The organism is Dermatophilus congolensis (genome assembly GCF_900187045.1).
GTDB classification, from domain to species: domain Bacteria; phylum Actinomycetota; class Actinomycetes; order Actinomycetales; family Dermatophilaceae; genus Dermatophilus; species Dermatophilus congolensis.
In genome coordinates this window covers 2,200,851-2,214,100 of record NZ_LT906453.1, presented here as the reverse complement: position 1 = coordinate 2,214,100, position 13,250 = coordinate 2,200,851, and the positions used below count along the sequence as shown (strand labels likewise).

General features: G+C 60.0%; 10 protein-coding genes and 1 tRNA gene. 8 read left to right on the top strand and 3 right to left on the bottom strand.

The window, feature by feature from the left end; translation table 11 throughout:
* Positions 1-17 precede the first annotated feature (17 nt).
* Positions 18-1,448, bottom strand: coding sequence for a zinc-dependent metalloprotease (locus CKV89_RS09475; RefSeq protein ID WP_034400400.1), 1,431 nt, complete (start codon positions 1,446-1,448; stop codon positions 18-20).
* Here CKV89_RS09475 and CKV89_RS09470 point away from each other — a divergent pair.
* Together CKV89_RS09470 and CKV89_RS09465 are read left to right on the top strand one after the other, a co-directional pair.
* Positions 1,447-2,007, top strand: coding sequence for a molybdenum cofactor biosynthesis protein MoaE (locus tag CKV89_RS09470; protein ID WP_324603337.1), 561 nt, complete (start codon positions 1,447-1,449; stop codon positions 2,005-2,007). The genes CKV89_RS09475 and CKV89_RS09470 overlap by 2 nt on opposite strands.
* 38 nt (positions 2,008-2,045) lie before the next feature.
* Entirely contained in the window at positions 2,046-3,056 is a 1,011-nt protein-coding gene (locus CKV89_RS09465) for a YlbL family protein (RefSeq protein ID WP_154657562.1), read from the top strand.
* A 50-nt stretch (positions 3,057-3,106) separates the two neighbouring features.
* Here the strand turns inward: CKV89_RS09465 and CKV89_RS09460 are convergent, their stop codons facing one another.
* Complete coding sequence (locus CKV89_RS09460; RefSeq protein ID WP_034400398.1) at positions 3,107-3,694, bottom strand: PPA1309 family protein; 588 nt, start codon at positions 3,692-3,694, stop codon at positions 3,107-3,109.
* 127 nt (positions 3,695-3,821) lie between these two features.
* Between CKV89_RS09460 and CKV89_RS09455 the strand changes: the two genes are divergently transcribed.
* The 6 genes from CKV89_RS09455 to CKV89_RS09430 all read left to right on the top strand — a co-directional run bounded on the left by CKV89_RS09455 (position 3,822) and on the right by CKV89_RS09430 (position 12,338).
* Entirely contained in the window at positions 3,822-6,920 is a 3,099-nt protein-coding gene (locus tag CKV89_RS09455) for a UPF0182 family membrane protein (RefSeq protein WP_231935378.1), read from the top strand.
* A gap of 87 nt (positions 6,921-7,007) precedes the next feature.
* Positions 7,008-7,081 (top strand) — tRNA-Met (locus CKV89_RS09450).
* Between the two features lie 252 nt (positions 7,082-7,333).
* The gene (locus CKV89_RS09445) at positions 7,334-8,731 is read left to right on the top strand and encodes an NAD(P)/FAD-dependent oxidoreductase (RefSeq protein ID WP_324603336.1); all 1,398 of its coding nucleotides are present in this window, start codon (positions 7,334-7,336) and stop codon (positions 8,729-8,731) included.
* 619 nt (positions 8,732-9,350) lie between these two features.
* Complete coding sequence (locus CKV89_RS09440; RefSeq protein WP_028326456.1) at positions 9,351-9,665, top strand: hypothetical protein; 315 nt, start codon at positions 9,351-9,353, stop codon at positions 9,663-9,665.
* A 22-nt stretch (positions 9,666-9,687) separates the two neighbouring features.
* Positions 9,688-11,001 carry a M16 family metallopeptidase gene (locus tag CKV89_RS09435; RefSeq protein ID WP_051277133.1) on the top strand — a complete coding sequence of 438 codons (1,314 nt, stop codon included), beginning with the start codon at positions 9,688-9,690 and terminating at the stop codon, positions 10,999-11,001.
* On the top strand, positions 10,998-12,338 hold the full coding sequence (locus CKV89_RS09430) for a M16 family metallopeptidase (protein WP_051277131.1): 1,341 nt from the start codon (positions 10,998-11,000) through the stop codon (positions 12,336-12,338). The genes CKV89_RS09435 and CKV89_RS09430 overlap by 4 nt, the downstream gene beginning before the upstream one ends.
* Positions 12,339-12,406: 68 nt before the next feature.
* On the opposite strand, the gene hisN is transcribed toward CKV89_RS09430, so the two are convergent.
* The gene (gene hisN, locus CKV89_RS09425) at positions 12,407-13,210 is read right to left on the bottom strand and encodes a histidinol-phosphatase (protein WP_028326455.1); all 804 of its coding nucleotides are present in this window, start codon (positions 13,208-13,210) and stop codon (positions 12,407-12,409) included.
* Positions 13,211-13,250 lie beyond the last annotated feature (40 nt).

Genomic DNA, 13,250 nt, shown 5'->3' with positions numbered 1-13,250 from the left:
GTCCTTGTGAAAGGGGGTTATTTGTCGTTGTTGGTGTCGTTGTCGTTGTTTTGGGATAGGAGGTCTTCGAGTGCGCGGTCGATGTCGTCTTTGGTGTTTTCGGTTACGCGCGCGACGTAGCCCATGATGTCGTCGAGGTCGGCGGCGGTGGGGGCGGATTCGGGGTCGCGCCAGGCGTTGTCGCGTAGGTCGGTGCCGCCGCGGTTTTCGAGTGCGGCGAAGAGGTTGGCGGCGTCGCGCATGCGGCGGGGGCGTAGTTCGAGTCCGACGAGTTTGCCGAAGAGGTCTTCGGCGGGGCCTCCGGTGGCGCGGCGGCGGCGGACGGCTTCGCCGAGTGCGTCGCTGTGGGGCAGGTGGTTGGTGGTGGCGTTGGCGGTGACGACGTCGACCCATCCTTCGACGAGGGCTAGGAGGGTTTCTAGGCGTCTAAGGGCTGCTTGTTGGTTGGGGCTGGGGTGGGGTGAGAACAGTTCGCCGGCGAGGGCTTCCTGCATGGCGTTCATGTCGTTGGGGTCCATGGAGGTGGGGTTGAACTGTTCAACGGTGCGTTGGATGCGTTCGGTGTCGATGGTGATGTCGCGTGCGTATTCCTGGACGGCGAGGATGAGTTGGGGGCCGAGCCAAGGGACGTCGGTGAAGAGTCGGGTGCGGGCTACTTCGCGGGCGGCGAGGTAGATGAGTACTTCGTTGGAGTCGATTTCGAGGCCTTCTCCGAATGCGCCGATGTTGGCGGGGAGGAGGGCGACGTGTCCGTTGCTGACCAGGGGGAGTCCGACTTCGGTTCCGGAGGTGACGTCGCCGGCGAGGGTTCCGATGGCTTGTCCGAATTGGGCGGAGAAGATGCTGCCGGAGACGCGTTCGAGCATGGGGCGCATTTGGTTGATCATGCTGCGCATGTCCATGCCGTTGGGTAGTGCGGGCATGCCGGGGATGGGTGGGATGTCGCCGTCGGTGAATTGTTCGAGTTGGGCGGTGAAGGCCGAGGAGATGGCGTCGGTGACGCCTTTAGCCAGGGGTCGCATGAGGTTGGACCAGGTGTCGATGGTGGCTTCGATCCATTCGGCGCGGGACCAGGCGCTGATGGTGGTGGGTTGGGAGTCGAAGCGGGTTGCGGTGTCGATCCACAGGGAGGCTAGGTGGACGGCGTTTTCGACGGCTTGGATTGCGGGGGTGGGGACGACGGCGTCGCCGTTGGTGGCGGCGGTTTTTCGGGCGATGTCGGTGCACATGGTTGTGTCGAGGCCGTCGGGGGAGGGGGAGGCGAAGAATGCGCCGAGTTGCCCGGCGAGCATGTTCATGGTGGCTGGATCGAGGTTGTTGATTCCCATGCCTTTGAGGGCTTCACCGAAGGCGGGGTTGTTTTGCGACGACATCATGTCTTGCAGCATTTTCATGAAGTCTGGTTGGTCGTCGCCGTTGTTACGGGGGAGGTCGGGGTTGTGCGACATGCCTGCTCCTACGCTGGATACGTCGGATGGGTTCCTTGTCCCAGATAATCACGTCTGGGGGTGGAGGTTCGATTTGGTTGGGGTGGGTGGGGTGTGTGGTGGGGCACTATGGCTTGGTTGTGCGGAAGGGAGTTTGTTGATGAGTGGTGTGTATGTGGCGGTGTCCGCTGCGCCGTTGTCGTTGGATGAGGTTGTGGGGGCTGTGCGTGATCCGCGGGTGGGGGGTGTGGTGACGTTTTGTGGGGTGGTGCGGAACCATGACGGGGACAGGGACGTGTCTGGGTTGGAGTATTCGGCGCATCCTTTGGCTGAGGAGGTGTTGCGTGAGGTTGCGCAGGAGGCGGTTGCTTTTGAGGGGGTTCATGCGGTGGCCGCGGTGCATCGTGTTGGTGTTTTGGAGGTTGGTGATGTGGCGGCGGTGATGGCTGTGGGGGCTGAGCATCGGGGGGAGGCTTTTGCGGCGTGTCGTTTTTTCATTGATGAGCTCAAGCAGCGGGTGCCGGTGTGGAAGCATCAGTTGTTTGCCGATGGTTCGGATGAGTGGGTAGGTACTCCGTGAGGGCATCGTGGCGTTTGTCGAAGAGAACTGCGCGGCTGGTGACGGTCGTGTTGTTTGTGATGGTTCTTGTGGTGGTTGGGGCGTTGGTTCATCCGCCGTTTGTGGTGTTGCGGGCTGGTCCTGCGGTGAACACGTTGGGTGATTTGGATGGGACGGCGATTATCTCGGTGGAGGATGCCAAGACGTATCCGACGCAGGGGGCGTTGGATTTCACGACGGTGGCGCAGTATGGGGGGCCTGGTTTTGAGATTAATGGGTGGTTTTTGTTGAGTTCGTTGTTTGACCCGGGCTCGGATGTGGTGCCGCGCGATGAGGTGTTTCCGCCGAATGTGACGCGGGAGAGTTTGAGCCGGGCTACGAGCGCGCAGATGGCTAGTTCGCATAACAGCGCTGAGGCAGTGGTTTTTAACAAGTTGGGTTTTGAGGAGGTGGCGCGTGTTGCTTCGGTGGTGCCTTCTGGTCCTGCGCAGGGGGTGTTGCGTGAGGGGGATGTGATCACGTCGGTGGATGGTCAGCCGATTTCGCGTACAGCGCAGGTTGCGGAGTTGGTGCGGCAGCGTCCTGATGGGTCGCCGGTCAAGATTGGTATTGATCGTGGGGGTTCAGGTTCTGTGGTGGAGGTGACTCCGAAGAAGATTCAGGGGCGGATGTTGATTGGTGTTGGTTTGGAGGCGCGGTTCCCTAAGGCGCCGAAGGTGCAGATCAGGGCTGGGGATGTGGGCGGCCCGTCGGCGGGAACGATGTTTGCGTTGGGGTTGTATGACAAGTTGACGCCGGGTGCGTTGACTGGGGGGCAGCGTATTGCTGGCACGGGGACGATGTCTTTGGATGGCACGGTGGGTCCCATTGGTGGGATTACGCACAAGATGGATGGTGCCCGTGCGGCGTCGGCGGAGTGGTTTTTGGCTCCGGCGAAGAATTGTTCGGAGGTGGTGGGGAATGTGCCGGAGGGGCTTCGTGTGGTGAAGGTGGACACGTTTGATGAGGCGTTGCGTGCGGTGGAGTCCATTGGTGCTGGGCAGGGGGATTCTTTGCCGACGTGTGGTTGATGGTGGGTGAGGGGACGGGGCGTGGTGGGGCTCCGTCCGCCTCGTGGTGGTTATTCCTCGTCGGGGACGAGGGTGGTGGAGAGTGCGTTGATGAGGTCGGGGGCGATGTCGTGTCCGATGGCGACTTTGTCGTCGGTGTCGTGGGCGCGTTGGCGTAGTAGGCAGGTTGCTTGGCCGTCGCGGGTGACGCCTGCCATGAGGCGGACTTCGATGCGGTCGGGGTGGGTGGCGGCTGCTTGGGCGAGTTTTTCGGGTTGGGTGGGGAGGTTTTCGGCGGCGGAGGGGGGCAGGACGAGTCGCTCGATGGCTAGGGCGACGCCGTGTACTTCTTCTGGCCAGGCCAGGGAGGATAGGAGTGAGTCGAGGTTGGTGGGGTCGGTAAGGGGGCCGTGGCCGAAGGCGGTTTCGATGCCTTCTTGTTCGATGCTGGATAGGGCGGTGGGGTCGGTTGGGGTGCCTAGTTGGGTGGCTAGGGCGGGTTCCATTTCGATGAGTCGGGTGGTGTGGACGAGGGCGAATAGGCGTGGGGGTTGTTCCCAGCCTGCTGCGGCGACGTGTTTTTCGGCTTCGATGAGGCAGTCCAGGAGCGGGTTGCTGATGATTCCGTTGGTGGGGGTGTTGTCAGTCACGTCGGTCATTGTTGCGTGCGGGGGTGGGGTACGGCGAGTGGAGGGGGTGTGGTTGTGCGCGGCGTGGACCGCGCGGTTGGGTTTTGGTCGGTAGCGTGGTGTTTCCAGTTTTTTGTGCGTGAAGGGTGTTGCTGACGTGAGCGATGCAGCTGGCGGTTTTGGCGGGTTCGGCGGTTCACCGCCGGGTGGTTCTGGTTCTGGCGGGGGAGCGGTGCCGCGGGGGGCTCGTGTGAGGGGGAAGCCTTCGCCGTTGTTGGTGACGGTGGCTTCTTTGGTTGCTTTGGTGGTTGTGCTGGTGGTGGTTAGCCAGTTCTGGACCGAGGTGTTGTGGTACGAGTCTGTGCAGGCCGGGCAGGTCATGTGGACCACGATCGCGGTTCAGGTGGTTTTGTTTGTGGTGGGCATGGTGCTGGTGGGGGCGTTGGTGGCCAGTTCCCTGGTTATCGCGCATCGGACACGGCCGGTGTATGCGCCGACGACGCCGCAGCAGGAGGTATTGGAGCGGTATCGGCAGATGATTGAGCCGGTCCGTCGTCTCGCGGTGTGGCTGGTGCCGTTGTTGTTTGGGGCGTTTGCTGGTTTGGCTGCGGCTGGGCAGTGGCAGATGGCTTTGGCGTTTGTGAATAGGCAGGATTTCGGTAAGGCTGATCCGACTTTTGGGTTGGATATTGGTTTTTTTGTGTTTTCGTTGCCGATGCTGCAGTTCGCGGTGGCTTTTTTGACGATGGCTTTTGTGTTGGGGCTGTTGGCGGCTGCGTTAATGCATTACATCGATGGTGGGATCAGTATTGGACCTAAGGGTTTGTCGACTACGCGGGCTGCGCGGATTCATCTGAGTGTGTTGGCGGCTGCGTTGGTGTTGGTCCGGGGCGTGGGGTATTGGCTGGATCGTTATGCCTTGTCGGTTCGTCATTCGGACCGTATTACTGGTTTGACGTATGCCGATCAGTATGCGGTGTTGCCGACGAAGACCATTCTTGCCGTGGCTGCGGTGATTTGTGCGGTGCTGTTTTTGGCGACGATTTGGACGACATCGTGGCGGCTTCCGATTATTGGTGTGGCCATGTTGTTGATTTTGTCTGTGGTGGCTGGGGGGATTTACCCGACTCTTGTTCAGTCGTTTAGGGTGCGTCCTTCGGAGGCGGCATTGGAAGGGCCGTTTATTCAGCACAACATCAATGCCACGCGGGACGCGTACGGGTTGTCGTCGATTCAGAAGACTGACTATGCGGCGAAGACTGACGTGGAGCCGGGGCAGTTGCGCCAGGACGCGGCGACTATTCCTGGGATTCGCATTATTGACCCGTTGATTGTGTCGCCGACGTTTACGCAGATGCAGGGTTTGCGTCAGTATTACGCGTTCCCGGATGCGCTGGATGTTGACCGGTATGGGTTGAAAAATGGTCAGCAAGATGCGGTAGTTGCTGCTCGTGAGTTGAATCTTGAAGGGGCTCCGCAGCGTAACTGGGTGAATGATCACACGGTGTACACGCATGGGTATGGGTTGGTGACTGCCCGGGGTAATACCCGCACTGATGAGGGCGCGCCGGACTTTTTCACGCGCGATATTCCTCCACAGGGGGAGTTGACTCCTTTTGAGCCGCGTATTTATTTCGGTGAGCGTACGCACGAGTATTCGCTTGTAGGTGGCGAGAAAGGCACTAAGCCGCGGGAGCTTGATTATCAGGCTGCTGACGGTGAGCGGTACACGACATATTCCGGTATTGGTGGAGTCAAGCTGGATAACTTCTTTAAACGGGCCGCGTATGCGATTAAGTACCGGGAATTGAAGTTTTTGCTGTCTGAGCAGGTGGGAGATTTCACAACGATCCTGGATCGTCGGACTCCGCGGGAACGGGTGCGGGCTGTGGCGCCGTGGCTGACTTTGGATGGCAACATCTACCCGACTGTTGTTGACGGGCGTATCCAATGGGTTGTTGATGGGTACACCACGTCGGATCGGTACCCGTACAGCCGTTTGCAGAGTCTTGACACGGCTACCTCGGACACAGTGACGGCACGTAGCCAGAGTGTGCAGCAGGCCCGTGGCGGTCAGGTGAACTACATCCGTAACTCGGTTAAGGCCACAGTTGATGCCTATGACGGCACGGTGCGTTTGTACACCTGGGATGAGTCTGACCCGATTTTGAAGGCCTGGTCGAAGGCTTTCCCGGGTGTAGTGCAGCCAATGAGCAAAATCAGTGGCGGTTTGATGAGCCACTTGCGTTACCCGGAGGACATGTTCAAGGTGCAGCGTGAGCTGCTCACGCGGTACCACGTGGCAGATGCTGCCAGCTTCTACACCGGTGGTGAGTACTGGAAGGTGCCAACGGATCCGACGCAGGCTGCTCAGCCTGCTCAGGGTCAGACTCAGGGGCAGAACAGCCCGGATCAGCCGCCGTATTACTTGTCTATCCGGATGCCGGGGCAGAAAGAGCCGTCTTTCTCGTTGACGACATCGTTCTCGCCGGCGGGTGAAAACCGTCCGTATCTGACGGGCTTCTTGGCAGTGGACTCCAACGCGGGATCGACTCCGGGTAAGAGGCGCGAGGGGTACGGGGTGATGCGCCTGTTGGATGTGCCTAGTGCCACGAACGTGCCGGGGCCAAGTCAGGTGCAGAGCAAGATCAACACTTCTAACGTCTCTTCGCAGGATTTCCCGGCGACGTTGAATAACTTCCTCAACATTTCGCAATCCGGTTCCAAGGTGCAGCGAGGCAATCTGCTGACTCTGCCAGTCGGTGGCGGCCTGCTGTATGTGCAGCCGATCTATGTGTCGAGCCGTGATGGGGGGACGTATCCGCTGTTGCAGGCGGTGGTGGTTTCCTTCGGTAAGAAGATTGCCTGGGGTAAGACTCTCGACAGCGCGTTGGATCAACTGTTTGAGGGAGATTCAGGCGCCAGTGCTGGCGATTCGGATCGTTCCAACAAGGGTGATACGCCTGCTGCGCCTTCGCCTAAGCCCCGGTCAGAGCAGTTGAAGGCTGCGTTGGCTGAGGTGCAGAAGTTGTATGAGGCGAGCCAGGCTGCGTTGCGTCAGGGTGACTGGAGCGCTTACGGCAAGGCGCAGGAGGCGTTGGCTGCAGCGATTAGTAAGGCTGTGCAGTTGGCTCCTGAGGGTGGCGTTGCTGGGGAGGGTGGTGAGAAGTCTTCTGGGCCTAATTCGGGGCAGGAGGCTGCTCCCAGTGCTTCTGAGTCACCGACGCCGTCTGCGTCTGTATCTGAGCAGGAGTAGCGTTTTTGCTGGTCAGAGGATTTTTCGAGGATTTTTTGTTCTCGATTTGGTCTTTTGACCAGATGTGAGTAATGTTGTGTTCACCAACGCGGGGTGGAGCAGCTCGGTAGCTCGCCGGGCTCATAACCCGGAGGTCGCAGGTTCAAATCCTGCCCCCGCTACTGTGAACCAGCGTTTGGTCGATTAGAAGGCCGGAACCTTTAAAAGGTTCCGGCCTTCGTCGTGCTGTGATCCCGTGGACACACAGAAGTACGGATAGCGCATTCCTGCTATACCTGCCTTCCCTCGGATCATTCGGTGAAGCCCTGGCTAGGTCACTCGCAGTCCTTGCGCAGCCTCATATGGCGAGTGGGCTGACCTTTCCGGAACGATCTACTGTGAAACGCGACACGTACTTTTTTGAAGGAGCTTTCGTGACTGTGAACATGGGTGCGTCCCAACGCCACCACGTCGTGATTATCGGCACCGGTTTTGGTGGCTTGTTCGCTGCCAAGCAGTTCGCTCACCGTAAAGACGTTCTGGTCACCATCATCGGCAAAACCGACCACCACCTGTTTCAGCCGCTGCTCTACCAGGTCGCTACCGGAATTCTTTCCGAAGGTGAGATTGCCCCGCCGATTCGGGAAATCCTCAAACACCAGCGCAACGCTCGCGTGATTCTTGGGCTAGTTGATGACATCGACCCGCAGGCCAAGACCGTCACCTCGCGCTTGCATGACAACACCACCGTTACTCCCTACGACACCCTCATCGTCGCCTCGGGGGCGAGCCAGTCGTACTTCGGTAACGATCATTTCGCCACGTACGCCCCGGGCATGAAATCGATCGATGACGCCCTAGAGCTTCGCTCTCGCATCTTCAACAGCTTCGAGCGCGCTGAGCTAACTGAAGACCCCGTCGAGCGTGACCGGCTGCTGACCTTCGTTGTTGTTGGTGCTGGCCCCACCGGTGTGGAAATGGCAGGACAGATCCGCGAGCTCAGCTCCCACACACTGGCCAAAGAGTTCCGCAAGATCGACTCTCGCCAGGCCAAAGTCATCCTCGTTGACGGAGCTAAAGAGGTACTGGCTAACTTCGGTGACAAGCTCGGCAGCAAAGCACGCCGGTCCCTGCAAGATCTCGGCGTCGATGTTCGCTTGGGCGGTTTCGTAACCCACATTGACGGTGACGGCGTTGACATCAAATACGCCGACGGGCGCACCGAGCACATCGAAGCAGCAACCAAGGTCTGGGCAGCTGGTGTGCAAGGAAACCGTCTCGGTCGTGTCTTGGCAGACAAAACACCAGCCGAGGTTGACCGTACTGGCCGCGTGATCGTCAAGCCTGACCTGACCATTGAAGGACACCCCGAAATCTTTGTCGTCGGTGACCTCATGGCCTTCGAGGGTGTGCCGGGTGTTGCCCAGGGAGCGATCCAGTCTGGTGGCTGGGCAGCCCGTACCGTCATCGCACGCTTGGACGGCAATGAAAAGCGCGCCACACAGCCCTTCACTTACAACGACAAGGGCTCCATGGCGATCATTTCTAAATATCGCGGTGTTGCCAACGTCAAAGGCTTCAAGTTCTCCGGCTTCATCGCATGGTCGGCATGGCTAGCCATTCACCTGCTCTTCTTGGTCGGCTTCAAGTCGCGTGTGTCTACCTTGATTCGATGGGCGATCACCTTCTTGTCTGATGACCGCTCCGAACGCGTCACCACTCACCAGCAAATGGTTGGGCGACTGGCTATGCGCCAGCTAGGGCAAGGCGTTTCTGGGTCCCTCCTGCGCGGAGAAGAGCCCCGTAGCAAGGGTGAGCGCATCGATAACTAGAGACGCTTTGCGTTGTTGTTCTGCGCAGTGATGCGCAGTCTGTACGTGCGGGCCCGCCAATTCAACGTGGCGGGCTCGCACTGTCATATTGGGGCATTCGGCCTCCTGCGGTGAGTGACTGTCAGATTGCTTTGCCTTATCTGATGGTCATCACGAAATCCGCATGTTCGCTTATAGATGACAAAAATCTGGCGGCAGAACCCGCAGCGATTGTCAGCATGGGACGTGGCGCGAGCGACCATAAATGCATCACAAGAACAAAAAAACGCCCTCTCGCCCTGCCTGAAATTAAGTGAAAACGCAGCATAAGCAGGAAATTTCGCAAATAAATCGATCCCTCGAGCAAGGTCGTGACTACTAGCAATACGCCCATTAGTCGGACGACTGACCAACTCCGCTTGCCGAACGACCGTCCAAGACTGATAGTTGAGACATCGCCCGACGCGAACCGGCCCTCACCGGGATGGAACGCTGACAGCGACGGACCGTTCGGGGGAACGCTCCGGATCGCCTCGGCGGGGGGCCGAGGCGATCACAGTCCGTCACATATGCCGAACCAGCACACCGGCAGACGGGCTCGCTACGCCGCGCCGCGGCACAAACCAGGGGGAACGTAATCATGAGAAACACCATCGGACGCATCGCTGCCACCGCACTACTGGCCATTGCCACGACAACGCTCGCAGCCACATCACCTGCCACCGCCGCAGATAGCTCCACCCGAGCGCTCAGCGCCATCACCCACACCGACAACGCAGACGGCACCGGAGCCATCCACCACCGCACAGTCACCGTCACCACCCACACCAAAGCCACTAAAGCCACTAAAAAACACCGCACCAGCCGCGCCACCAAGGCACGCCGACACATCTCACCGCGCCTGAAGCGTCAGAACGTGAAAATCCGGGCCCACAAGACAGTTGGTGCACGCTAAGCCCGGTTCGTAAGCTGAACCAATGCCGCTGCCGTACGAGATCCAACAGGTGCGCCTACCCAACGGTTTGCGCGTGGTCATCAATCCCGACCCTCTCGTACCGCTAGTGGCAGTCAACCTCTGGGTAGGCGTCGGGTCCCGTCACGAACACCCCGGCCGCACCGGATTTGCCCACCTCTTCGAACACCTCATGTTCCAAGGCTCAGCCAACGTTGCCGAAGGGGAACACTTCGCCGCCCTCATGGCTCAAGGAGCCCGACTCAACGCCACCACCTCATTCGACCGAACAAACTACTTCGAAACCGTCCCCACCGGGGCACTCGAACTCGCGCTCTGGCTCGAAGCTGACCGCCACGGCAATCTCTTGCCCGCCCTGACCCAAGAAAACTTCGACAACCAACGCGATGTCGTCAAAGAAGAAAAGCGCCAACGCTACGACAACGTCCCCTACGGCACCTGGATGGCCGAACTGTGCGCACTGGTCTTCCCACCAGGACACCCCTACAGCCACGTACCCATCGGCTCCATGGCTGATCTGGAATCCTCCTGTCTTGAAGACGCCCACGCTTTCTACACAGCGCACTACCGACCCTCCAACACGGTCCTAACTCTCGCTGGAGACGTCACCGCCGATAAAGCCGCAGACCTGGCCGCCACCTACTTCGGTCACCTCACCGACCCTGACCCCGCCCTTATCCCCACCCACACCGACAGCCCACCGCTACCACCCATCGCATCCCCCATCCGCAGCAGCATCCACGCTGACGTCCCTCACGAACGCCTCTACATAGCCTTCCGGCTGCCCCGTGAAGACACCTCTCGCGCCTACCTTGGCGCCACCCTGGCTCTCGATGCCCTCGGTGGCCTGGGCATGTCGCGCCTAGACATGAAACTCGTGCGCGAAACCGCCCTAGCCAACTCCGTGTCCGTCTCCTGGATGGGGCTGTCTGAAAACACCTCCCTGGGATTCATCACCGTCCAACTCGAAGAAGGCACCGACCCCGCGCACGTCGAAGACATCATCTGCGCAGAACTAGATGCCCTAGGCACCCACGGCCCCACCGAAGACGAACTCACCAGCTCCAACGCCTTCGCCGAGTACGGATGGCTGTCCACACTTGCCGGGCTCACCGAACGCGCCGATGCCCTCAACCACTACGCCACCCTTCACGGCGACGCTACCGGCGCAGCACACTTCCTTGACCGCCTCGCCCTCATCACCGGCGAAGACGTCACCGCCGCTGCCCGCCACTGGCTCAACCCGCAACACCGGGCAGTCCTTCACTACATTCCCCGCGCCCGCACCCAAGGCCAGCCTGGAAAGGAACAGGCATGAACATCCCCCGACCTATCCCCACGGCCGCGCCGCCCTGGAAATTCCCCACCCCCGAACGATTCACCATTGGCGACCACGGGCTGAGCGCCATGGCCTACCACGTGCCCGGCCAACACATCCTTTCCCTCACTCTGGGCATCCCCCTGCCCATCTCCTACGAGCCTCGCCACGTCGAAGGCGTAGCCCGCATTCTCGCCGATGCGCTCACCGAAGGTGCCGGCCAACTCGACACCACCGCTTTCACCCGCGCCGCAGAACGACTCGGGGCAGTCATCCGCGTCATGGCCGGGGAACGCTCCATCACCTGCGACGTACAGGTTGCTGCCCGCAACATTGCCCCAGCAGTAGACCTGCTGCGCTCTTGCCTCCAAGAACCCATCCTGGCCCAAAAAGAAATCGACCTGATCGTCCGGCAAACCATCGCCGACCTCGAAGCAGCCCGAGCCCACCCGGGGCAACGCGCCGCCGAGCACTTCGCGGCACTCATGTTCGATCCCAACGACCGCCTCGCACGCCCTTACCCAGGCACCATCGAGACCATCTCAGCCATCACCCGCGAAGACATCCACGCCTACTACCAAGCCCTGGGCCCCAGCGGATCAGCTGTAGCTATCGCTGGCGACCTCTGCGGCATTGATGTTCCTGAGATATTGACCAACGCATTCGGCTCTTGGGCTGATGGGCCAGCACGCCCACAGCATGTTGAACCACCAGGTGCTTACGCCCCCGACTGGTCCCGCACTGTCATCGTGGATCGCCCCGGAGCGCTACAAAGCGAAATTCGTATCGGCTGCCCCGGGCCTGGCCGCAGCGTCGAAGGAGGCTGGGCTCCCTACCCGGTTCTGGGCTACCTCATGGGGGGCACCACCACTAGCAGACTCGATGCTGAACTGCGTGAAAAACGGGGATACACCTACGGCATCCGGGCAGGATTCACTCCGCGCGACCGTGGCGGCATTTTCCAGGTCAACGGGGCAGTGCGCTCGGAGGTCACCGCCGCAGCCATCGACTGCGCTCTGGACATCCTCAACAATGCCGCTCACACCTTCACTGCAGCCGAAACCGCCACCGGCGTGGACTACCTAGTCAAAACCGCTCCCGGTGACTACACCATCGCCGACAATATTGCCGATGAAGCGATAGCCAAGTTCCTCGCAGGCAGCGACACCGACGAGATCACCCGTGTTCTGGCCGATATGGCATCCATGACCCCAGAACGGCTCAACGACGCCTGGAGCCGCTACATCCACGGAAAATGGGGCATCGTCATCGTGGGGCAAGCCGACCAATTCGCTGACACCCTGCGTGCAGCAGGACACAACATCACAATCGTGTGAGAAGTCTTACCACCTAGGGGTATTCAGTGCTGCTGAATATCCCTAGGCGGCACGCACGAGCGCGTGTATCACGCACGCGCCCCCGGTGAATCAGCACCAATGCGCGCCAACACAGACTCGTGCAACTGCCCATTCGTGGCCACAGCATTACCGCTCCACGGGCCGTCTTGACCATCCAAACCGGTAAAACGCCCACCTGCCTCAAGCACAATCGGTACTAGCGCACCCATGTCGTACACCTCCAGCGAAGGCTCTACTGCAACATCAACAGCACCCTCAGCCAACAACATGTACGACCAAAAATCCCCGTAGGCACGAGAACGCCACACAGCCTCATTCAATTCGAGGAAAGAATCCAAACGCCCTTTTTCTTTCCAGCCCTTCAGCGAGGAATAGGAAAGGGACGCATCCGACAAGGAAGCAACCTGCGAAACATGGATCGGGGTAGCCGAAGACAAAGAACGTCCCGTGTACGCACCAGCACCTTGAGCGGCCCACCAACGTCGCCCCAACGCGGGTGCGGCAACCACACCAACGACAGGGTCATCGCCGTCATAAAGCCCAATCAATGTGGCCCACACCGGGACACCGCGCACGTAGTTTTCAGTTCCATCAATCGGGTCAATGATCCAGCGGCGTGAGCCCGTGCCCGTCGTGCCGCCCTCTTCACCGACCACACGGTCGCGGGAACGAACACGGGCGAGCTGACCGCGGATCAGCTCTTCGGCATCGATATCAGCGTCAGTGACAGGGGTCATGTCGGGTTTGGTGTTCACCGACAAATTGGTTGATTTGAAGCGGGGCATAGTGATGCGCTCAACCGTGTCGGCGAGCACGTGGGCAAGGCGCAGGTCATCGGTGTATGTGGACACAGCTCTACGCTATCTGTCCAGCATGGATTGGCGTGGCACC